18 protein-coding genes are annotated in these 22,329 nt (G+C 61.0%); 6 read left to right on the forward strand and 12 right to left on the reverse strand.

Features of this window, described 5'->3' with window-relative positions; translation table 11 throughout:
- Nucleotides 1-95: 95 nt before the first annotated feature.
- Together rimK and metH are read right to left on the reverse strand one after the other, a co-directional pair.
- A complete protein-coding gene (gene rimK / locus AB5Y99_RS10015; RefSeq protein WP_005340088.1) occupies nucleotides 96-992 on the reverse strand; it encodes a 30S ribosomal protein S6--L-glutamate ligase in 897 nt (298 codons plus the stop codon).
- Between the two features lie 231 nt (nucleotides 993-1,223).
- On the reverse strand, nucleotides 1,224-4,919 hold the full coding sequence (gene metH, locus AB5Y99_RS10020; RefSeq protein ID WP_368209654.1) for a methionine synthase: 3,696 nt from the start codon (nucleotides 4,917-4,919) through the stop codon (nucleotides 1,224-1,226).
- A gap of 216 nt (nucleotides 4,920-5,135) precedes the next feature.
- Between metH and AB5Y99_RS10025 the strand changes: the two genes are divergently transcribed.
- Nucleotides 5,136-6,413, forward strand: a complete 1,278-nt coding sequence (locus AB5Y99_RS10025) for a sodium:proton antiporter (RefSeq protein ID WP_021231596.1) — start codon at nucleotides 5,136-5,138, stop codon at nucleotides 6,411-6,413.
- Nucleotides 6,414-6,918: 505 nt separating this feature from the next.
- Nucleotides 6,919-7,095 carry a hypothetical protein gene (locus tag AB5Y99_RS10030; protein ID WP_005340085.1) on the forward strand — a complete coding sequence of 59 codons (177 nt, stop codon included), beginning with the start codon at nucleotides 6,919-6,921 and terminating at the stop codon, nucleotides 7,093-7,095.
- A 153-nt stretch (nucleotides 7,096-7,248) separates the two neighbouring features.
- Here AB5Y99_RS10030 and AB5Y99_RS10035 read toward each other — a convergent pair whose 3' ends face one another.
- Together AB5Y99_RS10035 and AB5Y99_RS10040 are read right to left on the reverse strand one after the other, a co-directional pair.
- Nucleotides 7,249-7,746 (reverse strand): GNAT family N-acetyltransferase, encoded by a 498-nt coding sequence (locus AB5Y99_RS10035; RefSeq protein WP_042081371.1) that lies wholly within the window; start codon nucleotides 7,744-7,746, stop codon nucleotides 7,249-7,251.
- A gap of 128 nt (nucleotides 7,747-7,874) precedes the next feature.
- Nucleotides 7,875-8,696, reverse strand: coding sequence for an HDOD domain-containing protein (locus AB5Y99_RS10040; protein WP_019446506.1), 822 nt, complete (start codon nucleotides 8,694-8,696; stop codon nucleotides 7,875-7,877).
- A 169-nt stretch (nucleotides 8,697-8,865) separates the two neighbouring features.
- Here AB5Y99_RS10040 and AB5Y99_RS10045 point away from each other — a divergent pair, with 169 nt between their 5' ends.
- Nucleotides 8,866-9,132: a hypothetical protein gene (locus tag AB5Y99_RS10045; protein ID WP_005348674.1), complete on the forward strand. Its 267-nt coding sequence runs from the start codon at nucleotides 8,866-8,868 to the stop codon at nucleotides 9,130-9,132.
- Between the two features lie 72 nt (nucleotides 9,133-9,204).
- Here AB5Y99_RS10045 and aphA read toward each other — a convergent pair whose 3' ends face one another.
- The gene (gene aphA / locus AB5Y99_RS10050; RefSeq protein ID WP_236317233.1) at nucleotides 9,205-9,924 is read right to left on the reverse strand and encodes an acid phosphatase AphA; all 720 of its coding nucleotides are present in this window, start codon (nucleotides 9,922-9,924) and stop codon (nucleotides 9,205-9,207) included.
- 106 nt (nucleotides 9,925-10,030) lie between these two features.
- Entirely contained in the window at nucleotides 10,031-10,705 is a 675-nt protein-coding gene (locus AB5Y99_RS10055; protein ID WP_139443100.1) for an adenine nucleotide alpha hydrolase, read from the reverse strand.
- 166 nt (nucleotides 10,706-10,871) lie between these two features.
- Here AB5Y99_RS10055 and AB5Y99_RS10060 point away from each other — a divergent pair, with 166 nt between their 5' ends.
- The 3 genes from AB5Y99_RS10060 to AB5Y99_RS10070 all read left to right on the forward strand — a co-directional run bounded on the left by AB5Y99_RS10060 (nucleotide 10,872) and on the right by AB5Y99_RS10070 (nucleotide 13,415).
- Nucleotides 10,872-12,191 carry an MFS transporter gene (locus tag AB5Y99_RS10060; RefSeq protein WP_236317232.1) on the forward strand — a complete coding sequence of 440 codons (1,320 nt, stop codon included), beginning with the start codon at nucleotides 10,872-10,874 and terminating at the stop codon, nucleotides 12,189-12,191.
- A gap of 138 nt (nucleotides 12,192-12,329) precedes the next feature.
- Nucleotides 12,330-13,052 (forward strand): MarC family NAAT transporter, encoded by a 723-nt coding sequence (locus tag AB5Y99_RS10065; protein ID WP_368209632.1) that lies wholly within the window; start codon nucleotides 12,330-12,332, stop codon nucleotides 13,050-13,052.
- A 159-nt stretch (nucleotides 13,053-13,211) separates the two neighbouring features.
- Nucleotides 13,212-13,415: a hypothetical protein gene (locus tag AB5Y99_RS10070; protein ID WP_005340062.1), complete on the forward strand. Its 204-nt coding sequence runs from the start codon at nucleotides 13,212-13,214 to the stop codon at nucleotides 13,413-13,415.
- 132 nt (nucleotides 13,416-13,547) lie between these two features.
- On the opposite strand, the gene tldD is transcribed toward AB5Y99_RS10070, so the two are convergent.
- The 6 genes from tldD to rng all read right to left on the reverse strand — a co-directional run bounded on the left by tldD (nucleotide 13,548) and on the right by rng (nucleotide 22,315).
- Nucleotides 13,548-14,996: a metalloprotease TldD gene (tldD, locus tag AB5Y99_RS10075; protein WP_201943971.1), complete on the reverse strand. Its 1,449-nt coding sequence runs from the start codon at nucleotides 14,994-14,996 to the stop codon at nucleotides 13,548-13,550.
- A 178-nt stretch (nucleotides 14,997-15,174) separates the two neighbouring features.
- Nucleotides 15,175-15,981, reverse strand: coding sequence for a carbon-nitrogen hydrolase family protein (locus AB5Y99_RS10080; protein WP_323893679.1), 807 nt, complete (start codon nucleotides 15,979-15,981; stop codon nucleotides 15,175-15,177).
- Between the two features lie 19 nt (nucleotides 15,982-16,000).
- Nucleotides 16,001-16,588, reverse strand: a complete 588-nt coding sequence (locus AB5Y99_RS10085) for a nucleotidyltransferase domain-containing protein (RefSeq protein WP_323893681.1) — start codon at nucleotides 16,586-16,588, stop codon at nucleotides 16,001-16,003.
- A complete protein-coding gene (locus AB5Y99_RS10090; protein ID WP_323893683.1) occupies nucleotides 16,585-16,917 on the reverse strand; it encodes a Dabb family protein in 333 nt (110 codons plus the stop codon). Before AB5Y99_RS10090 ends, AB5Y99_RS10085 begins: the two co-directional genes overlap by 4 nt.
- A 34-nt stretch (nucleotides 16,918-16,951) precedes the next feature.
- Complete coding sequence (locus AB5Y99_RS10095; RefSeq protein ID WP_368209634.1) at nucleotides 16,952-20,845, reverse strand: YhdP family protein; 3,894 nt, start codon at nucleotides 20,843-20,845, stop codon at nucleotides 16,952-16,954.
- Nucleotides 20,846-22,315, reverse strand: coding sequence for a ribonuclease G (gene rng / locus AB5Y99_RS10100; protein ID WP_005340056.1), 1,470 nt, complete (start codon nucleotides 22,313-22,315; stop codon nucleotides 20,846-20,848).
- Nucleotides 22,316-22,329 lie beyond the last annotated feature (14 nt).

Raw genomic sequence — 22,329 nt, forward strand, 5'->3', positions numbered from 1 at the left:
GGTGAGGGCGCAGTGGCACCGCCAACCCACCAGCCAGATAGCAACAAGGCGCCCGAGGGCGCCCTGTTTCTATCTGACAGATGCAAGCCCGCGGCTCACTCCGCCGGTTTGTTCTTGCGGCTCGCCTTGAGTTCGAGGAACTCGATGATCTTGCCGGCCACATCCTTGCCGGAGGCGGCTTCCACCCCTTGCAGGCCGGGGGAGGAGTTGACCTCCAGCACCAGCGGGCCGCGGGCGCTGCGCAGGATATCGACCCCCGCTACATCCAGCCCCATGATCTTGGCGGCCTGCACCGCGGTAGCGCGCTCTTCCGGAGTGATCTTGATCGCCTCGGCGGTGCCGCCACGGTGCAGGTTGGAGCGAAACTCCCCCGGCTGTGCCTGACGGCGCATGGCGGCAACCACCTTGCCGTTGACCACCAGACAGCGGATGTCGGCGCCATTGGCCTCGCGGATATACTCCTGCACCAGAATGTTGTTGTTGGTCTGGATAAAGGCCTCGATCACACTCTCGGCGGCCTTCTGAGTCTCGCAGAGCACAACGCCAATCCCCTGGGTTCCCTCCAGCAGTTTCACCACCAGCGGCGCCCCGCCCACCATGGTGATGAGGTCGGGCACGTCGTGGGTGCTGTGGGCATAGCCGGTGATGGGCAGGCCGATACCGTGGCGGGAGAGCAGCTGCATCGCCCGCAGCTTGTCGCGGGAACGGCTGATGGCCACCGAGCTGTTGAGGGCCATGGTGTTCATCATCTCGAACTGGCGCAGCACGGCGGTGCCGTAGGCGGTAATGCTGGCCCCGATCCGCGGGATCACGGCGTCATAGCTTCCCAGCTCCCCACCCTCGTAGTGAATGGAGGGGTTGTGGGAAGCGATATTCATATAGCAGCGCAGGGTGTCGAGCACCTCTACCTGATGACCGCGCGCCTGTGCCACCTCGACCAGACGGCGGGTGGAGTAGTTTTTCGGCTCACGGGATAAAATGGCGATCTTCATGACAATTCCGCTAGAAGGCTGTGCCTGGGCAGGATGGGGCGGGAGAGTATAAGGTGCCACAGCGCCAAGACAACGCCAATTGTTTATCCTGACAACAAGACAAACCACACCAAACCGCACGCTACCACATCACTGTGACCAACAGGTTAAACGGCGGCTCAGCGCAGGTTGTTCAACCCGTGCAAGGATGCCGCCGTTTCTCGTTAAAGATCAACCGATGTCACGCGGAAATCAGTTCAGGTTTGGCCCCAACCAGCGTTCGGCCTCTGCCAGCGTCATCCCCTTGCGAACGGCGTAATCTTCCACCTGATCTTGCTGGATCTGCGCCACCGCGAAGTACTTGCTCTCGGGGTGAGAGAAGTACCAACCCGACACCGCCGCACCCGGCCACATGGCGTAGGATTCGGTGAGCTGCATGCCGATAGCCTGCTCCACCTCCAGCAGCTCCCAGATGCTCCCCTTCTCGGTGTGCTCCGGGCAGGCCGGATAACCGGGTGCCGGGCGGATGCCCTGATAGTTCTCGCGGATCAGCTCCTCGTTGCTGAGGGCCTCGTCGGGAGCATAACCCCAATGCACCTTGCGCACCTGCTCGTGCAGATACTCGGCAAAGGCTTCGGCCAGACGGTCGCACACCGCCTGAATAAGGATGGCGTTGTAGTCATCGTGCTGCGCCTTGTAGGCCTTGGCAATGGCCTCCTCACCGATACCGCCGGTCACCGCGAAGGCGCCGATCCAGTCGGGCTTGCCGCTCTCTTTCGGCGCCACATAGTCCGCCAGACAGTAGTTGGGGAAGCCCTGCTTCTCGCTCTGCTGGCGCAGGTGGTGCAACACCTTGATGACCTCGGTGCGCGACTCGTCGCTGTAGACCTCGATGCTGTCTCCTACCGCGTTGGCCGGGAACAGGCCGATCACCCCGGCGCAGCGCACGCTCTGATCCTTTTCCAGCTGGTCCAGCATGGCGTTGGCGTCGGCAAACAGCTTGGTCGCCTCCTCGCCGATGATCTCGTCCTCGAGGATGCGCGGGAATTTGCCCGCCAGCTCCCAGCTGAGGAAGAACGGCGTCCAGTCGATGTAGGGACGCAGCACCGAAATGGCCACATCTTCGAACTTCTGCACCCCGAGCTCGCGGGGCTTGGGTGGCTGGTAGCCAACCCAATCCAGCTGGTGCCGGTTGGCGCGGGCGTGGGCCAGACTGACCGGGCGGGAGCGCGGCTGCTTGCGGGCATGCTGATCCCGGGCGATCTCGTACTCCTTGTCGATGCGGGCGACAAACGCCTCCTTCAGATCCGGACTAAGCAGGCTCTGGGCCACCCCCACCGCGCGGGAGGCGTTGGAGACATAGACCACTGGCTCCGAGTAGTTCTGTTCGATCTTCACAGCAGTGTGCGCCTTGGAGGTGGTGGCACCGCCGATCAAGAGCGGCAGCTTGAAGCCCTGACGCTCCATCTCCTTGGCCACGTGCACCATCTCGTCCAGCGACGGGGTGATAAGACCCGACAGCCCGATGATATCGGCGCCGACCTCCCGCGCCGTCTTGAGAATCGTCTCGCAGGAGACCATGACCCCGAGGTCGACAATCTCGAAGTTGTTGCACTGCAGCACCACCCCGACGATGTTCTTGCCGATGTCGTGCACGTCCCCTTTCACGGTCGCCAGCACGATTTTGCCGTTGCTGGAGCCGCCCGATTTTTCCGCCTCGATATAGGGCTGCAGATAGGCCACCGCCCGCTTCATCACCCGCGCTGATTTCACCACCTGCGGCAGGAACATCTTGCCCGCCCCGAACAGGTCGCCGACCACGTTCATGCCATCCATCAGCGGCCCTTCGATGACGTGCAGCGGCTTCTCGGCACCAGCGCGTGCCTCTTCGGTATCCTCTTCGATAAAGTCGGTGATCCCCTTGACCAGCGCGTGCTCCAGCCGCTTGCCCACCGGCCAGCTGCGCCACTCCTGATCCCGCGGATCCTCAGCCTGGGCTCCGGCACCGCGATACTTCTCGGCGATGGCCAACAGCTCCTCGGTGGCGTTGTCATTGAGGTTGAGCACCACCGCCTCGACCTTCTCTTTCAGCTCCGCCGGAATGTCTTCATAGATGGCGAGCTGACCGGCGTTGACGATCCCCATGTCCATACCGTTCTTGATGGCGTGGTAGAGGAAAACGGCGTGAATCGCTTCCCGCACCGGCTCGTTGCCACGGAATGAAAACGAGACGTTGGAGACACCGCCGGAGATCATGGCGTGGGGCAGGTGAGTCTTGATGTCCTTCACCGCCTCGATGAAGTCCACCGCGTAGTTGTTGTGCTCGTCGATGCCGGTCGCTACCGCGAAGATATTGGGGTCGAAGATGATGTCTTCCGGCGGGAAACCGACCTGATCCACCAGGATCCGGTAGGCGCGCTGGCAGATCTCGAACTTGCGGGCGCGGGTATCGGCCTGACCCGCTTCATCGAACGCCATCACGATGACGGCGGCGCCGTAGCGGCGCAGCAGTTTCGCCTGCTGAATGAACTTCTCCTCCCCCTCTTTCATGGAGATGGAGTTGACCACCGGCTTGCCCTGCACGCACTTGAGACCCGCCTCCAGCACCTCCCACTTGGAGGAGTCGATCATCACCGGCACCCGGGCGATATCCGGCTCACCGGCGATGAGGTTGAGGAAGCGCACCATGGCCGCTTCGGCGTCCAGCATCCCCTCGTCCATGTTGATGTCGATGATCTGGGCGCCGTTCTCTACCTGCTGCTTGGCAACATCGAGCGCCTCGTCGTAGAGCCCCTCCTTGATCAGCCGCTTGAACTTGGCCGAACCGGTAACGTTGGTGCGCTCACCCACGTTCACGAACATGGATTCAGGGGTGATGATCAGCGGCTCAAGGCCCGACAGGCGGCAGGCTACCGGCAGCTCGGGCAGCACGCGCGGCTTGATGCCCGCCACGGCGTCCGCCATGGCGCGGATATGGGTCGGGGTGGTACCGCAGCAACCGCCGACCATGTTGAGGAAGCCGCTCTGGGCCCACTCGCGGATATGCTCCGCCATCTCGACGGCATCGAGGTCGTACTCGCCGAACGCATTGGGCAGACCGGCGTTGGGGTGGGCGCTGACGCAGGATTCGCTGATGCGCGACAACTCCTCCACATACTGGCGCAGCTCGTCCGGCCCCAGCGCACAGTTGAGGCCGAACGATACCGGTTTGACGTGGCGCAGCGAGTGGTAGAAGGCTTCGGTGGTCTGGCCGGAGAGGGTACGGCCGGAGGCATCGGTAATGGTGCCGGAGATCATCACCGGCAGGCTGTAGCCCAGCGCCTCGAACACCCCTTCCACCGCGAAGGCGGCGGCCTTGGCGTTGAGGGTGTCGAAGATGGTTTCAATCAGGATGATGTCGGCGCCACCCTCGATCAGGGCGTGGGTCGATTCGGTGTAGGCCGCCACCAGCTGGTCATAGGTGACGTTGCGCTTGCCGGGATCGTTCACATCCGGCGAGATGGAGGCGGTGCGGTTGGTGGGGCCCAACACCCCTGCGACGAAACGCGGCTTGGCGGGATCTTTTGCCGTCCACTCGTCGGCCACGGCGCGGGCCAGACGGGCGGCTTCCCGGTTGATCTCGGCCGAGAACTCTTCCATCTCGTAATCGGCCATGGCGATGCGAGTGGCGTTGAAGGTGTTGGTCTCGAGAATGTCGGCCCCGGCAGCGCAATACTGCTCGTGGATCTCGCGGATCACCGCCGGACGGGTCAGCACCAGCAGGTCGTTGTTGCCCTTGATGTCGGTATGCCAGTCGGCAAACCGCTCACCCCGATAATCCGCCTCCCCGAGTTTGTAGCCCTGGATCATGGTGCCCATGGCCCCGTCGATGATCAGGATCCGCTCCCTGAGACAGGCTTCCAGCTTCTTTGTTACGTCCGACTGCTTGCTCGGCTCTCTGCTCGACATTACGTTCGACACCGCGTGTTCCTCTTACATCCATGCAACTGCGTAAACAGCATCCTAACAGCAAACAAATAAAATGGAAATCTAGCCGTCTATCAGTCCAAATGCGCCACCATATACTCATTTATGGGTAATGAGTAACATAGGGCCCGAGAGTAACCTATGCCCGTCCTGCATAGGGATACGTGCTTGCTGTCTACCAACGAGAAAAAAATAACTATGAGCGTCTACTACACACTCTGTTTTCTGGCAGCGTTGGCGATTTTTATCGCCTTTGCCAACCAGTATGTTGTGAAGATCCAGACCACCATCGCCATTACTGCGGGCTCCATGCTGATCTCCGCACTGCTGGTGCTGTTTGGCAAACTGGGCTGGTTCAACCTGGAACCTCTTGCCGTCAAGACCATGGAGAGCATCGACTTCCAGAACTTCCTGCTGAAGGGGATTCTGGGCTTCCTGCTGTTCGCCGGTGGCCTTGGCATCAACCTCAAGGCGCTGCGTAGCCAGAAGTGGGAGATCACCATTCTGGCCATCATTGCCACCCTGCTCTCCACCTTCCTCATCGGCTACGGCTTCTGGTTTATCGCCAAGCTGCTGGGCTGGGAGTTGCCGCTGGTCTACTGCATGCTGTTCGGCGCGCTGATCTCCCCCACTGACCCGATTGCCGTACTGGCCATCGTCAAGAAGATGAAAGCGCCACCCCAGATCGCCATCCAGATCGAAGGGGAATCCCTGTTCAACGACGGTGTTGGCCTCGTCATCTTCGCCACCGTGTTTGCCGTCGCCTTTGGCGGGGTCGAGCCCACCTTCGGTAGCGTGGCCGGTCTGTTCCTGCACGAAGCCCTCGGTGGCATCCTGTTTGGCGCCGTGCTGGGCCTCATCGCTCACGTGATGATCAGCGCCACCGATGACGGTTCATTGGAGCTGCTGCTGACCCTCTGCATCCCGACCGCCGGCTTTGCCTTTGCCAACATGATCGGCGTCTCCGGTGCACTGGCCATGGTGGTCACAGGCATCATGATCGGCAACTGGACCCGTCACTCCGGCTTCTCCGAGCAAAGCAGCCATCACCTGGATCACTTCTGGGAGTTGATGGACCAGTTCCTCAACGCCCTGCTGTTCCTGCTGATCGGTCTGGCGCTGGTACTGCTGGATCTCGCCTGGCGTGACTGGATCCTGCTGGTCATTGCGGTGCCGCTCTGCCTGGGTGCCCGCTTTATCAGCGTGTCGCTGCCCTATGTGGCTTTCCGCCGATTCCGCAATTACAACACCTTCTCGGTGCGGATCCTCACCTGGGGTGGCCTGCGCGGTGGTCTGGCGATGGCGATGGCACTGGCACTCCCCTCCGGCGTCATGATGATACCGGAACATGGCGTCGACCTGCGTCAGGTCATCCTGGTGATGACCTACTCGGTGGTGATGTTCTCCATCGTGGTGCAAGGCATGACCATCACCCCGATGATCACGGCCGCCAAGAAGGCCTGTGGCGACTACTGAGTCGGCCCACTGTGCTGATTGCAGAATGAGAGAGGGCTCCCGTCGGGAGCCCTCTTTTTATGGCGGATAGCTGCGGATATTTGCTGCTGATAGCACCTTGATTACACAGAGGAAAAGCGTACTGACTTCAACATCGGCAAATTATTGTTTGCTTTTTATTCATTTCGAGGAGAGAATGCGCGTCGGCTAGTTAATCAGCCTGTTTATGTTTGCCCTGCAATGCTTCACCTCACGATGAATCCTGCCAGTACCCGCATAACCTTCTTCTGATTTACTCGCCTTGAGAACCGTCAGGCTGTCTGCCTGCGTTGCCCGGCTCTCACGGTGCAGACCCGATCTGCCCACCCAATTTGATTTATGCATCAGCATATTCCTTGAAAGTGCAGACGCCCCTTAACCGGGCTGGGTATTCCTGCGCGCTTGTCGTTCACCCAATCGACCGCGCCCATTGACCTGACATTTGCCAATACAAGGAGCAAACACCTAATTTATATAGAGAAATACCATGATGAAAGCAGTACAAACACACAAGCCCCTGCGTCGCAGCAAGCCCATCAACCTGCCTGTGCAAGAGCACGACAATGATGCGTTTCTGATCCAGTTCAGCACCCGCTTCAGCGGCGGTTTCGCCATCTCCTGTGATGGTATCGCTGGCGAGTTCTCCATCGAAGACCTCAACTGATCCTGCCTGCCCTCCGGCAGCGCCCGATGCAGACAGGCCGCAACTCACGGCGGCCTCTTTGCTTCTCTCACGCCTTTAGCCAAACCCGGCCTCTTGCTTGTCACTCAGCCTGACAGCTACCTCGCCATTCGCTTTTCAGCTCTCTGACCTTGATCACTGCTCCAGCAGCAGGCACTCATCAGCATCTTCGCTCAACTTGACCAGTCGACTGCGCACCAGCCCCAGCTTGGCCAACAGGCCGATGGATCGCTCGTTGCCCGGAGTGACGATGGCAACTACCTGCCCGATCCCCAACCGGCTTTTGCCATCGGCAAGGGCGGCCTGCGCCGCTTCAATGGCGTAGCCCTGACCGCGATATTGCGGCAGGAAGGCGTAACCGATATCGACCTGCTCCAGGGTATCGCGCTTGATCAGACCGCAGATACCGAGGCTGACACCGTCCTCTTTGCGCTCCACCAGATAGAGTCCGTGACCATAACGGGCATAGCTGACCGCCGGCCCCTGCTGGATATACTCCTGCGCCTGCTCCAGGGTACGAATGCCCCGATCGCCGATGTAGCGATAAAAGTCGCCGTCATTGAGCAGCTCAAGGATGAAGGGGGCGTCAGTGGCGATCATTTCGCGCAGGATCAGGCGGGAAGAGGCAATCATGGCACGGGCTCTCAAACGGAAAGTGAAGGGCAAAGAGTGCCCCGTCACTCCCGGGCTGGCAAGCCTGTAGCACCATCAGCCATGAAAAAGGGGCCGCGTTGGCCCCTGATGAGATGGGATAAACGGGCTCAGGCAGCCAGCAATCCGGCATAGCCATTACCCTGCTCGCGCAGCGCAGTGAACTGGGCGGCGCAATCGGCCCAGCTCAGCCCCAGCGCGTCTGCCACCTTGTGGGGCCACTCGGGTGGCGCCTCTTCCCCCACATCGGATTGCGCAGCCAGCACGATCGCCAGATGGATCAACCCGGCCTCGGGAGAGAACTCCTTGGCCAGCATGGGGTTGTAGTGATACTCCACCGCATTGCTGATGGTCTCGGGGAACTTCCAGTAACGTGCCATGGCCGCCCCGACCTGGGCATAGTTGAAGCCGACCACCAGCTCTTCCGCCTTGGCCCGCCCCTTGTGCAGCTCCAGATCGTGGATGTGATGGACGGTGTTTTCCGGCAAGCCTACGTGCATCACCAAGCGGCCGAGATCGTAGAGCAGGGCGCAGGTAAAGACCTCATCCCCCTTCATCCCCTTCTTCACCGCCAGACGACGCGCCAGCTCCGCCACGTTGAAAACGCAGCCCCAGAAATGTTTGAGGTCAATGCCGGGCACCGCAGTGACCGATTCGGTGAGCCCGCAGGCCAGCACCATGTTGCGCACCATCGCCAACCCCAGCCGCACCGCGGCTTCATTGACGGTGCCGATCTGGCGACTGCTGCCGAATTTGGCCGAGTTGGCCAGACGCAGCAGCTTGGCGGAGATGACAGGGTCCTTGTTGATCAACTTGCTGATCTTGAGCAGATCCGGATCCTTTTCATTGAAGGTCTGGATCAAATCGCGCATCACTTCCGGGATCTGGGGCAGTAGCTTGGGCTCGGCCAGCAGGGAATCTATCGTGGGCATAGGCGTGTCCATCCATGTTATCTGTGTTCCAACCTGTTTGCCTTGGCAAACTCCTCCTAATTATGGGTAACAAATGGCCTCCCCATCGGATTGTTTATTCGCTGGTCATTCAAGGTGTTAGTCACATTCAGGCTATACTGGCCGCCACATTCACTGTTGCGGATATCCCATGAACGACACTCAGGAATTTTTTGATGAAGACGCGCTGCTGGAGATGGTGGAGAACCAGCTCAACGACGGTCACCCGCCCCATGTGAAGGCGACCCTGATGCGGCTGGTGATGAAGGGCACCCCGCGGGAAGAGGCGCTGCAATATATCGCCTGCGCCCTCGGTGCCGAGCTGATGGCAATGGAGGCCGATCAGGGCCCCTTCAATCTGACCCGTTACGGCGAGTTCCTCGACAGTCTGCCCGAGATGCCGTGGGCAGACGACTGACCCGAGCTGGATGACGGATGCAAAAAGGGCGGGTGCCAATGGCCCCGCCCTTTTGCATGGATCCGCTCCGGATCAGAACTGGGAGTTGATGATCACCTCTTCCCCCAGCGCCCCTGCCAACGGCAGTGGCCGATAGCTGGAGTTGGCGGCCCGCAGCAGACGAATGCCGCGAATGCCGACCTCCTGCGCTGCCTTGATATCCCCATCGGCATCGCCGTAGAAGAGCTTCATCTGCTTATCCTTGAGCCACTGCACCTTGGTGTTCTGGCCCGGCTGATCACCGGCGAAGATCACCGAATTGAGCTGGTCGGCCGGAATATTCATGGTCTGCTGCAGAGTCTGGCTCACGGTTTCGGTCTTGGTGGCCGAGCGGCCGGTGACGAAATAGATATGGTCACCTCGCTTGAGGTGCATGGCGATGAGCGCCTTGCCCACCTCTTTCGGCATGCTGAACGCATCCCAGCCATTGTTCATCTTCTCCCAGAAGGCAGGGTTCTTCAGATAGCTCTCGTCGTTGGGCGAGAACTCCTGTTTGCCGCGATAAAAGCCCGGGCTGGAGAAGAGCAGGGTATCGTCGATATCAAACCCGACGGCCATCGGCGGCAATCCATCAAGGCTCTTGGCAATCTGCTCCACCGACACCCAGTGGATCGGCGCCTGCTGGGCCAGAGTGACGGTGGTGACACCGGCAGGGATTGGCTGAACAGTAGCGGCTTGACCCGCCACAGCAGGCAGAAAGAGGGCGGCAGCCAGCAAGGAGGCAAGCAGCGCCGGACGAGAGATGTGTTTCATAAGGCAGGTTGTCATCTTCAATCAAAAGAGGGGGCCAATAGTGCCCCCATCCAGCCTCTCAAATCTGTGAATGCTCCTGCAAAAGGGAGCATTTGACGCCCGATAATTAATCCTCGATTGGCAGCAGGTCGGTAAAGACAAAGCCGTCGCGCAGCACTGTCTCGCCGACCCGAATGCCGAGCGGACGGGAGAACATGGGGCCATCATAGGCCAGGGTGTGAAACTCGCCGTTCTCGCCGCACGGATCGACCCCCTCCGGCAGCGCCGCCAGCAGCACCTCGTCAAAGTCGTGGCCCCCCAGGCTGGCATCCAGCTTGTTCGGGTCGAGAGCACTGATCCGCGCCTTCAACCCAGCGGCCACCATCTGCGGCGCCAGTTCACGGGTATTGCTGCCCCACAGCGGGAACAGTGGTTCGATGCCAGTGCCTGCCAGCTGCTTTTCACGGTAGGCGCGCACATCCTCAAGGAACAAGTCGCCAAAGGCCATATGGCGGATCCCCTGTGCCACCACATCGGCGATAAAGCCGGTCATGATGCGGGCGTAATCCTCGTTGCTGCAGGGCCAGGGCAGATCGATGGTGATGAGGGGCAGCCCGACGCAGGCGGCCTGCTCGGTCAACAGTTGCTTGCGCACCCCATGCATCGCCACCCGCTCGAATGCCTGATTGAGGGTGGTAAACAGCCCCACCACCTCGATGGCGGGATCTTGCCGCAACTGATGCAGTGCCCATGCGCAATCCTTGCCGCTGCTCCAGGAGAGCAGTACCCGTTTCTTTTCCATCATTCCTCCGCCATCGGGGCATTCGGATTGCCCCAAAAAGATGCAAGACAGTGTTGCGAATTGCGCGATTTACACACAAGAGGCAGGCAGCATACTCTCGATCACCTGTATATGCCCCTTGCACGGGGTGACAATAACTAAAAAAACCAATGGGAAACATACGGATATGACCACGACCACACAACAGCACGATCACGCCCGCCCCCTCAATCGACAAGATTACAAAACCCTGAGTCTGGCTGCCCTCGGCGGCGCGCTGGAGTTTTACGACTTCATCATCTTCGTCTTCTTCGCCGTGGTCATCGGCGAGCTGTTCTTCCCGGCCGACATTCCCGAGTGGCTGCGCCAGTTCCAGACCTTCGGCATCTTCGCCGCCGGTTATCTGGCCCGCCCACTCGGCGGCATCATCATGGCCCACTTTGGCGATCTCATCGGTCGCAAGCGGATGTTCACCCTCAGCATCATCATGATGGCGCTGCCCACCTTGCTGATCGGTCTGTTGCCGACTTATGCGGTGCTTGGCATCGGCGCCCCCATCGCCCTGCTGGGACTGCGGATCCTGCAAGGCGCCGCCATCGGCGGTGAAGTGCCCGGCGCCTGGGTATTTGTCGCCGAGCACGTCCCTGCCCGTCGAGTCGGGGTCGCTTGCGGCACGCTCACGGCGGGATTGACGGCCGGCATCCTGCTTGGCTCCCTCATCGCCACTGCGGTCAACAAGAGCCTGACCCCGGCCGAAGTGAGTGACTGGGGCTGGCGAGTGCCCTTCCTGCTCGGCGGTATCTTCGGCATCGTCGCCATGTACCTGCGTCGCTGGTTGCACGAGACCCCAGTTTTCGCCGAGATGAAAGCCAACAAGACCCTGGCTGACGAGCTCCCCCTCAAGTCGGTGCTGCGCAACCACAAGAGCAGCGTGGTGGTCTCCATGCTGCTCACCTGGCTGCTCTCCGCCGGTATCGTGGTGGTGATCCTGATGACCCCCACCTATCTGCAGAAGGTTTATAGCATCAGCCCGGCCGACGCCCTGACCGCCAACTCGCTGGCCATCGTGGCCCTGACCCTCGGCTGCATCGTCTATGGTCGACTGATCGACCTGCTGGGCAGCGGTCTCACCTTCATGTTCGGCTCCCTGCTGCTGGCGGGCTCCAGCTACGCCTTCTATCACGGTCTGGCGGCCGGTACGAGCCAGCTGGTGCCGCTCTATATGCTGGCGGGCTTTGCGGTCGGGATTGTCGGTGCCGTGCCTTATGTGATGGTCAACGCATTCCCGCCGGTGGTGCGCTTCTCCGGTCTGTCATTCTCCTACAACGTGGCCTACGCCATCTTCGGTGGCCTCACCCCGATGGCGGTGACCCTCTGGATGAAGAGCGACATGCTGGCCCCCTCCCACTATGTGGTGAGCCTGTCGGTGCTGGGTTTCGCCATCGGTCTCTGGCTCTGGTTCCAGCAACGGGCCATCCGGCAGCAGCAAGCGCCGCAAGCGGCCTGACCCGAACAACAAGCCCCGGCATCTGCCGGGGCTTTTTTGTACTGCTTATGTTCAGTTTCGCCAGCATAAGATAGCCTCCCTCTGGGGCCTGCCACCCGCATCGCCCCATGACGTCCAACTCTTTATCCGAGGCTCAAGATGTTCTTTCAGGTCGTATTACTCACCTTGCTGGCGCTGCTGCCCATGGTCAACCCGCCCACCACGGCCACCCTGCTGCTGGGACTGAGCAAGGGGATGTCGCGCGAACACGTGCGCCGTCAGGTCAATCTGGCCGCCATCTATCTGTTCTGCACCCTCTGCATCACCTTCTTTATCGGATCCTCGATCCTGGATCTGTTCGGGATCTCCATTCCGGGCTTGCGCCTGGCCGGTGGTCTCATCATCGGCTTTATCGGCTTTCGCATGCTGTTCCCCGCCCCCAGCCAGCAGAGCGGGGTCGATATAAACCAGAGCATTGCCTTCGTACCGCTCACCATGCCCAGCATGTGCGGGCCGGGCACCATGGCGCTGGTAATAAGCGGGGCAGCCCAGATTGCCGAGCTGCCTGACGAGTACAACCGCCTCACCATCTACGCCGGTGTGGTAACGGCGTTTGCCCTGATGAGCCTGATCAGCTGGGGAGTATTGAAGCTGGCGGATCCGGTCTGCAAGATCCTGGGCGCCACCGGCATCGATGCCATGACCCGTATCATGGGCTTCCTGCTGGTCTGCATGGGTATGCAGTTTTGCATCAACGGCATCAAGGAAGTGGCACAGGATCCGGTATTCCACGGCGGCCAGACCGTGCACACCGCACCGGCGCTACCAAAGGCTTCCGGCACGTTTGATCAGTTGCCGCAGAAGCCCACCGGCTCTGATTGAAAACGGTATCAAAAAGTCCCTGACGATCTGCACTGATCTTGTCCCTGATCATGTTATTGACACACAAATGAGTTAGTTTGTTTTTCATACAGACTGTATTCAGATGGACGCTGATAGGTTTGTTGATGAATACCCACTCAACTTCAGGAGAGTATGCAGATGGACAAGATGCTGACCGAAATAGGGAGCCATAGCCTGTTTCACGAGTACCTGAACGTGGTTGGGATTGCGAGCCCATCCCTCGCCAAGATCGAGCAACGCTGGGAATATAAAGATCAAGAGCAGCTGGTTGCCAAAATCCAGATCGACAAACAGGGTAACGCTCGCTATTTCATCGACGCACGCGCCATATCCGTCAACTGATACCGAATAACCCGCCAGCCCCGGTCCAACGACCGGGGCTTTTTATTGCCTGTAGTTCCCTGAATAGCAAAACCCCGGCAAGAGCCGGGGTTTGAATGCATCGGGTTACGCCGCTGCGCGGCTAACCCAAACCTACGACGTGCCACCCACGGTGAGCTGGTCCAGTTTGAGGGTGGGCTGGCCGACACCGACCGGCACGCTCTGCCCCTCCTTGCCGCAGATGCCAACCCCGCGATCCAGCGCAAGGTCGCTACCCACCATGGAGACCTGGCTCATCGCCTCAGGGCCGTTGCCGATCAGGGTCGCGCCCTTGATGGGAGCGGTGATCTTGCCATCCTCGATGAGGTAAGCCTCGGAGGCAGAGAAGACAAACTTGCCGGAGGTGATGTCCACCTGACCGCCGCCGAAGTTGGGGGCATAGATCCCCTTCTTCACCGAGGCGATGATCTCGGCCGGATCATACTGACCCGCCAGCATATAGGTGTTGGTCATGCGCGGCATCGGCATGGCGGCGTAGGATTCGCGGCGCCCGTTGCCGGTGAGCGGTACCCCCATCAGACGGGCATTCTGCTTGTCCTGCAGGTAACCCTTGAGGATGCCGTTCTCGATCAGCACGTTGTAGCCACCCGGTGTCCCCTCGTCATCGATGGAGACGGAGCCGCGCCGACCCGGCAGGGTGCCATCATCGACGATGGTACAGTACTTGGAGGCCACCTGCTCGCCGATGCGACCAGCAAATGCGGAAGATCCCTTGCGATTGAAATCCCCCTCCAGACCATGACCCACCGCCTCGTGCAGCAGCACGCCAGGCCAGCCGGAGCCCAACACCACTGGCATGGTACCGGCTGGCGCGTCGATGGCTTCCAGATTGACCAGCGCCTGACGCACCGCTTCACGCACATAGCCAAAGGCGCGGCTCTCCAGCCCGTCCAGTTCGAGGAACCAGTCGTAACCAAAGCGCCCGCCGCCCCCGGCACTGCCACGCTCGCGGCGATCGCCCTTCTCGGCGATCACGGTCACCGACAGCCGCACCAGCGGGCGCACATCGGCGGCCAGGGTGCCGTCGGTGGCGGCCACCAGCACCTCTTCGTAAACGCCGCTGATGGAGGCCATCACCTGATTGATAGCGGGATCCAGACTTCTGGCGAACTTGTCCATCTGCTCCAGCAGGGCGATCTTCTGGTGCTTGTCGAGGGTCTGCAGCGGATCCATGGCCGGATAGAGCAGGTTCGCTTCGGTGCGGGCCCACGCCTTCACCTTGCCGTGAGCACCGGCTGCGGCGATGCCGCGAGCGGCGGTCACCGACTGTTGCAGGGCCAGCAGGCTCAGCTCGTCCGAGTAGGCGAAGCCGGTCTTCTCGCCGCTGACGGCGCGCACCCCGACCCCCTGATCGATGTTATAGCTGCCATCCTTGACGATGCCATCTTCCAGCATCCAGGACTCGTGCCAGCTGCGCTGGAAATAGAGATCGCCGAACTCCACCTGATGGCTCATCAGGCTGCCGAGCAGCTGCTGCAGGCGCCCTTCGTCGAGGTCGTTCGGGGCCAACAGGGAGGCACTAACCTGGCTCAATAGACTCAATCTTCTTCTCCAATCTCAACGTGAGATGTCGTAACGGTTAATTCATCCGGTGTGGCCCGGTGTTCAGTTCGTATTCGCAGGGTGCAATGGGCGCCGTGAATGGCGCCGCCAACCCCAAGATCGGCACAGGTGCAATGCGCTTCGCTTGTTGCACCCTACGTCAATCAACACCCCGGGATCACAGCAACCGGGCATGCCTCAGCACCGGCATGGTGCGCTGCAATTCATCGATAAGCTCGGCATCCATCTGCGCCAGCACTGTGCCGCCCCCGGACTCTTTGCTCGCCAGCACCCGGCCCCAAGGATCGATCACCATGCTGTGGCCCCAGGTCTGGCGCCCCGTTTCGTGGGTGCCGCCCTGATTGGCAGCAACTACGTAGCACTGGTTTTCGATGGCGCGAGCCCGCAGCAGCGGCTCCCAGTGCGCCTCGCCGGTCACGGCGGTAAAGGCGGCAGGCACCAGCAGCACGCGGGCACCGGCACGGGCCAACTGGCGGTAAAGCTCGGGAAAGCGCAAATCATAACAGATCGAGAGGCCGAGGGGACCAAAGGGGGATTCCACCACCACAGGCGCCTCCCCCGGGCTGAAGGTCTCCGACTCCCGATAGCGACCGTGATTGTCCGCCACATCCACGTCGAACAGGTGGATCTTGTGGTAGTGGCCCCTGAGCTCACCGCTTGGGTCAAACACCAGCGAGCTGGTGTGGATATGGTCGAAACCTGCGATAGTCGTCGGCATAGCCCCGGCCACCAGCCAGATGCCATAATCGCGGGCCCATTCAGCCAGTTGCTGCTGGATCGGGCCCTCACCTATGGCCTCGGCCCCATCCAGATAACCCTGCCGTTCGCCAAACAGGGCGAAGTTCTCCGGCAGCAGCACCAGCAGCGGCCGCTCTTTGGGCAAGGCCGCCAGTTCGGCGGCGATCTGCTCCCGGTTATCCTGCCAGTGACGGCCAGATACCAGCTGTATTGCGGCTAACCACATGACGTTCTCCTTGTCCGCGTTAATCGCGATCCACAATATTCGGGTCTTTATCCATCTCGGCCAGCAGCTTGCGAAGATGATGCCGGACCAATCCCCGCTGCCCCCGCTCCGCCCATTTGAGGCAATCGAACAACTCCCACACCAGACCATCCCCTTCGGCCATATAGGCAGGAAAGTTCCAATGGCTTGGGACGGGGCCAGATACCTCAAGCGCACCAAGGGAGGAAGTTTTATCGAACAGTGGCAAGTAAGGTTTGGCAAGGGGGAACTCAGCCCCCCGATCAAGGATATGGATCTCGATGCTGGACATATCGAGGAAGATGAAGCGCCAGTATGAACAGACCTCTTCATGTCTTCCTTGCCAGCAGTGAAAGATGGGCCGATCCCCCACAATGGTGCGCACCAGTTCGTCTCCCTGCTTATGGAAGCCCGGCTCGGCCAGCAGCAAGAGATCGACGTCGGATACCCGGTCTGCCTTGCCCTTGGCGAGCGACCCAACCACTACCCCGGCATCAATCGCAGGATGAGCTGCGCCATGTTTCATAACCGATTCCAGCAGTGCGCGCTGCAGTGGCGGGATGGCAGCCCAGTGCTCATCCACCATCATAACGGCCCCTCTGGCACAACCCGATCCCCCGCCTGCAGGGTGTAATCCAGTACAATAATTCGCTCCAGCACCGGACGGAAGATGGCCTTGAGGGCATCGTGATCAGGATGGGGCAGATAACGCTGGCGGGCTGCTTCGTCGGCGAAGGTCATCAGCACGCTGTGGGTAAAGCCATCATCCCTCCCCTCCGGGCTATCATTCTTCCCCCACTCCACGGCGGTCACGCCGCTAACCTGATGGGGAATGGCGAGAAAAGCGTTACGCACCGTATCTATCTGGGCAGGCTGGGTGCCCGGCTTGAAGGCGATCAGCAGGATATGTCGGATCATGGCTCACTCCTTGTGATGGTGCCGGGCCGCTCGTTCAGCGCTGAGCGGGCCCTGCGTGTTTGGGGCTCAGCAGGAAAGGGGTCACCTCTTGCGTCGGCAGGCTGGGAGCAACGGCGTCAACAGCATCTTTCTGCTGCTGGTTGAGCTTGATGCGCGCGCGATCTCGCCCCGCCTCGATCAGCTTGGGTGCGTCGAGCGGGCCCGAGATGCGAAAATCGATGCGGGTCACCACATCCACCACCGGCTCCAGCAGTTTGGAGAGGGCCAGCACATAGAGACCCGTGACCGGCGTGATGGAGAAGGCCGCCACCACCGGCAGGGTGCCCCCCAGATTGGGAGAGAAGCTCAGCTCGTAGTCGAGCCGCCAGCGCACCAGATCGGCGATCCCCTCGCCGCGCAGGTTGCCTGCCGCCCCCTTCATATAGAAATCATCGTTGCTGACCTGCCCCTGCTTGATGGTGGCAGAGGCGGACATGGATTCGAAGTAGAAGCCCTTGTCGAACACATCGCGAAAATCGAGCCGCAGCTTGCGCAGCAGGGAGTCGAGACTGAGCAGGGAGAGCAGCCGCGCCCCCTTGTCGTTGACCTCCCGCAGGGTGCCACCCTCCAGCTGATAGTTGGCACTTCCCCCCAGAGTCGGCAGGCTCGGGCGATAGGGCACATCCTGCCAGTTCAGATCAAAAGCGAGGGAGCCGGGAGCATCGCCGATGGGCGAGGTGTAGCCGAGCCGCTTGAGCAGCAGCTCGCTGTTGTTGCTGGTCAGCTTGCCACGGGCACGGGTCTGCATCCGGTTGCCATCGGCCAGCCAGTCGACGCTGCAGGTGAGCTGACTCCCCGCCAGCCGCACATCCAGCCCCTTGAGGGTCACCTTGTTGGCGCCGGGCACCAGCTCCCCTTTCACTTCACCAAGAGGTAGCTCACCAAAGCGGCAATCGACACAGCTCACCTTCAACCAGGGGATGGAGGCCATGATGGCGTTGTCCTGCTTGGCATCGGGATCCGGGCTGAGATCCGAACTCTTGCCAGACCAGTAGATGCGGGCAAACTTGGCATCCACCGGGCGATTGGCCACTGCGGGCAGGCGGATCACCCCCATCACATCGGGGCTGTCGATCATCACTTCGGTAGCCTGATTGGTCGGCCCCACGGTGAAACGCGCCGCCTTGAGGGTGGCGCTGCCGATATAGGCGCGGGCCAGCTGTCCATCCACCCACCACTCCTGTGGCAGGAAGGCGGGGCCGACCACCGCGTTGCCGGTCTGATTCTGCGCCGGCAGCCATTGTTTAAGTCGCGCCAGCCAGCCACCGACATCGGCCTCCTGCTGGTTGATGGCAAGCAGCATGGGGGCATCGCGCATTACCCGGGCGCCCGGCTGGCCTATATCGACCCGCACCCTACTGAGATAAGGCACCCCTTCGCCGTAGACCAGTCGGGTCTGCATATCCACATCGGCCCCCAGCACGGCACGAATGTCGGCGCTGCCATCCCGGCCACGGGCGATAACCTTGAGCGGCAGCCGGCTGGCACTGTTCTTGGCCAGTGGCAGCGGCAGATCCAGCCCCATCCCCTGCAGGTTGGAGTCGAGCGCCAGCTGGAAGCTGAACGGCTTGCTGTCGGGCAGGGTCAACCCGAGCTTGCCGCCCCAGTTGCTGCGGCCGTTGAGGATACCGTACGAGGAGATGGCGGCGGGTTGGCGGCGGCTATCCCACTGCCCCTTGAAATCGAGGTCGACCTGATAGTGATCCGGATGCTGGCGCCCCTGATAGTCGAGGGTCAACGGCTGGTTCCACAGGCTCGCCTTGAGGTTGTTGAAACGGGTCTGTTCGTTGTCATATTCGAGGCGCCCCTGCACCTTCTCCAGCGGCAGATCCAGACTGGCGACCCGCACCTTGTTGTTGCTGAAGGTGGCATCGCCACTCGCCTTGACCTCGCTCTCGCCATCGAGAGGAATATCGAGCTTGACCGATCCTGCCATCGGGCCGCGGATCTCGATCTCCCGCAGCGCCTGACCTACCGAACTACCCAGCGGGGAGTCCTGCAGGTAGTCGCTGATGGCCTTGCCCTCCCCCTGCACCTTGGCATCCACATAGAGGTGGGCGCCGGGGGAGAGATCCGGGATCCAGGCATGTACCGAGTCGGAGCTCGCCTTGCCGAGTTTGGTGGATCGGCTGCGCATATCGAGGCCGGCATTCTGGAACAACAGGTCGATCTGCAGGTCGGTGAGCGGTTGCCAACCGGGGAAGAACTCGTAGGTGGCCTGCTCCAGCGGCACCGCCACCTGGAAGATGCCCTTGCCGTTGTCGTAGGGGAAGTCCCTGAACTCGCCATACCAGAGCAGGTCGGCCCCCTTGGCCTTGCCCCCCTTGATGGCGCCGCTCAGGTAATCCACCAGCCCCTTGTCCATCGCCTGCAGCGGGAAGTAGCGATCCGCATGGCCCGCATTCTTCACATCGATGCGGCCGGTCAGGGCCAGGAAAGGCTGCTCGAACAGATCGAGGCGGAAACGGCTGGCCAGGGTCAGATCCGGGTTATCCAGCGCGATATCCTGCCCGTAGAGCACCCAGCCCTGTTCCTCGCGCCACCAGTCGAGGCGGGCCGAGAAGTGGTCGACCGGGATCGGCTCCTTGAAGTGACGGGCGGGATCCACCTTGTCGTTCGCCAGCGCCAATCTGGCGCTACCGCCGGTCGGGGTAAGCCAGAACTCGCCGTTGAGATCCTGCATCCCGGGTATATCCTGCCAGGCCTTGAGACGCACCTTGCTGAAGCGGCCACTGAGGGAAAGCTCCTGCCAGTCGGCATTGGCCAGCAGCGTCAGCTCCTGCACCGACCCCTGCGGATTGCTCTGGCGCAGGGTCTCGCAGAGTGTGGGGTAGAGCGCCGAGACCAGCTGACTGATCTGGGTGATCTTGTCGAACTCTATGCTGGGCAGGTAGCCCTGCACCCGATCCCCGATCCGTTCCAGTTGCAAGCGGCTCTGCAACCAGGGTTTGCCATCCAACTTGAAGGTGACGTTATGGCTCGCCAGTTGCCAGTCGGAGCCCTCACGGCGCAGCTGGATCTTGCCACCATCGAGACCGAAACGGTGCATCTCCCCTTTCTTGGGATCCTTCCAGATCAGGTAGTTGTTGCCAAACGCCAGCAGGGTATTGCCCAGCTTGCCGCTGTCAAACTCGCTCCAGAGCTGGAAGTCGAGCTGACCGGCAACCTTGGGTTCGCCCGCATGGATCTTGGCCAGGGTCGGGGTGATATCGAGCTGGCGGGCCCCCAGATAGAGTTGCCCCTTGAGGCGATCGAGCCGGGCAGTCGGGGCGTCCACATCCAGAATCAGATCGAGGGTGCTCTCGCCCACCCCGTTGATGAGATAGGCCTTGCCGACCCCCTGATGGCGCTTGCCACGGTTCTGCCAGCGCAACTGGGCAATGTCGAGCGCCCGCAGATCACCGAGGGAAGTGGTGACGCTGAGACGGGTGTTGTGCACATCGAAGGTAGAGAGCTGGGTCAGCAGAAAGCGCAGCAGGGCGCCCTGCTGGGGATCGCCGGAGGGGCTCTCGTCAGCCGGTTGGCGCAAGTCGATGGTGATATCGCCATCGCTCAGGATCAGCTCGCCAAATACCGGCTTGAGCTCGTTAATGGTGCGCCAGAAGTCGAGATGCACCCAGGCTTTGCCGAGCCGTACGGCAAAACGCCCCGAATCCGGGGCGATGGCGAGTTGCTGCAGTTCAAGCGCAGGCCCGGATTGTGTCCAGTCCAGCCCCACTTGCTCCACGCTGACCTTGAGTTGTGAATCACCCAGCAGAGTGTGGATCAGACTCTCCCGGTATTGATTCAGCAAAGGGCCCCCGACCCGTACCAAGGTGACCAGCATGGCCATCAGTACGAACAGGACCCCCAGGGCCAACCAGCCCCGACTCAGCCAGCGATAGACCAATTACATCATCACCACGTCGAACTGCTCCTGACCACAGAGGGGTTCGCTCACTACCCGCACCTGCTTGCCGATGAACACTTCCAGCTCAGCCAGACTGTGGGACTCCTCGCCATGGAGGTAGTCGGCCACGGCCGGGGCTGCGTAGACGGTGAACTGATCCGCATCGTAGGCGCGATTGACCCGGATGATCTCCCGCAGGATCTCGAAGCAGACCGACTCCACCGTCTTGACCCGGCCACGTCCCTTGCACTCGGGGCACTCGGAGCAGAGCACATGCTCCAGACTCTCGCGGGTGCGCTTGCGGGTCATCTCCACCAGACCGAGCTGGGAGAAGCCATTGACGTTGGTCTTGGCACGATCCTTTGACAACGCCTGCTCCAGGCTGTGCAGCACCCGACGGCGGTGATCCTCCGACTGCATGTCGATGAAGTCGATGATGATGATGCCGCCGAGGTTGCGCAGGCGCAGATGACGGGCGATGGCCGCCGTTGCCTCGACGTTGGTGTTGAAGATGGTCTCTTCCAGATTGCGATGGCCGACAAAGGCGCCGGTGTTGATATCCACCGTGGTCATGGCTTCGGTCTGGTCGATGATGAGGTAGCCGCCGGATTTCAGCTCTACCTTGCGCTCCAGCGCCCGCTGGATCTCGTTCTCCACGTCGTAGAGATCGAAGATAGGCGACTCGCCGGGGTAATACTCCAGCTTGCTGGCCAACTCAGGCACGTACTCTTCGGTGAAGCGCTTGAGCTGATCGAAGCTCTGGCGCGAGTCAACGCGGATCTTGTCGAGCTCGGCACCGACAAAGTCGCGCACCACCCGGAATGCCAGACTGGGATCCTCGTAGAGGATCTTGCAGGGGGGATACTTCTGCTTGCGCTCGAGGATCTTGCGCCACAGCCGTTTCAGGAAGGCAGCATCCTGCTCCAGCTCCTGCTCCCCCACCCCTTCGGCAGCGGTGCGGATGATGTAACCACCCAGCTCGTCCACATAACCGGCTACGGTGCGCTTGAGGCGCTCGCGCTCGGCTTCGGATTCGATACGCTGGGAGACACCGACGTGGGCACTGCCCGGCATAAAGACCAGATAGCGGGATGGCAGGGTGATATCGGTAGTGAGACGGGCACCCTTGGTACCCAGCGGATCTTTCACCACCTGCACCATGATGTCCTGCCCCTGACGCACCAGCTCGGCGATGTTACCGACCTGGAACTGCTCCTTCTCCTTCACCGCCACACACTCGGTGTGAGGGACGATATCAGAGGCGTGCAAAAAGGCTGCCTTGTCCATGCCGATATCGACGAAGGCCGCCTGCATGCCGGGCAGCACCCGGCTGATCTTGCCTTTGTAGATATTGCCGACAATGCCGCGCTTGGCCTGACGCTCTACATGCACTTCCTGCAGCAGACCGTTTTCGACCAGAGCGACCCGGGTTTCGGAGGGGGTAACGTTAACCAGCAGTTCTACCGACATAAGTAACCTTGCCT

The organism is Aeromonas sp. R4-2 (assembly GCF_040908295.1).
Taxonomy (GTDB): domain Bacteria; phylum Pseudomonadota; class Gammaproteobacteria; order Enterobacterales; family Aeromonadaceae; genus Aeromonas; species Aeromonas veronii.

Bases quoted from the DNA above. Each gene is read 5' to 3' on its own strand.
- AB5Y99_RS10080 (WP_323893679.1), bottom strand. From the start codon at position 15,981: ATGTGGTTAGCCGCAATACAGCTGGTATCTGGCCGTCACTGGCAGGAT.
- AB5Y99_RS10035 (WP_042081371.1), bottom strand. From the start codon at position 7,746: ATGATTGCCTCTTCCCGCCTGATCCTGCGCGAAATGATCGCCACTGAC.
- rimK (WP_005340088.1), bottom strand. From the start codon at position 992: ATGAAGATCGCCATTTTATCCCGTGAGCCGAAAAACTACTCCACCCGC.
- metH (WP_368209654.1), bottom strand. From the start codon at position 4,919: ATGTCGAGCAGAGAGCCGAGCAAGCAGTCGGACGTAACAAAGAAGCTG.
- rng (WP_005340056.1), bottom strand. From the start codon at position 22,315: ATGTCGGTAGAACTGCTGGTTAACGTTACCCCCTCCGAAACCCGGGTC.
- AB5Y99_RS10025 (WP_021231596.1), top strand. From the start codon at position 5,136: ATGAGCGTCTACTACACACTCTGTTTTCTGGCAGCGTTGGCGATTTTT.
- AB5Y99_RS10030 (WP_005340085.1), top strand. From the start codon at position 6,919: ATGATGAAAGCAGTACAAACACACAAGCCCCTGCGTCGCAGCAAGCCC.
- AB5Y99_RS10040 (WP_019446506.1), bottom strand. From the start codon at position 8,696: ATGCCCACGATAGATTCCCTGCTGGCCGAGCCCAAGCTACTGCCCCAG.
- AB5Y99_RS10060 (WP_236317232.1), top strand. From the start codon at position 10,872: ATGACCACGACCACACAACAGCACGATCACGCCCGCCCCCTCAATCGA.
- aphA (WP_236317233.1), bottom strand. From the start codon at position 9,924: ATGAAACACATCTCTCGTCCGGCGCTGCTTGCCTCCTTGCTGGCTGCC.
- AB5Y99_RS10065 (WP_368209632.1), top strand. From the start codon at position 12,330: ATGTTCTTTCAGGTCGTATTACTCACCTTGCTGGCGCTGCTGCCCATG.
- AB5Y99_RS10085 (WP_323893681.1), bottom strand. From the start codon at position 16,588: ATGATGGTGGATGAGCACTGGGCTGCCATCCCGCCACTGCAGCGCGCA.
- AB5Y99_RS10090 (WP_323893683.1), bottom strand. From the start codon at position 16,917: ATGATCCGACATATCCTGCTGATCGCCTTCAAGCCGGGCACCCAGCCT.
- AB5Y99_RS10055 (WP_139443100.1), bottom strand. From the start codon at position 10,705: ATGGAAAAGAAACGGGTACTGCTCTCCTGGAGCAGCGGCAAGGATTGC.
- AB5Y99_RS10070 (WP_005340062.1), top strand. From the start codon at position 13,212: ATGGACAAGATGCTGACCGAAATAGGGAGCCATAGCCTGTTTCACGAG.
- AB5Y99_RS10045 (WP_005348674.1), top strand. From the start codon at position 8,866: ATGAACGACACTCAGGAATTTTTTGATGAAGACGCGCTGCTGGAGATG.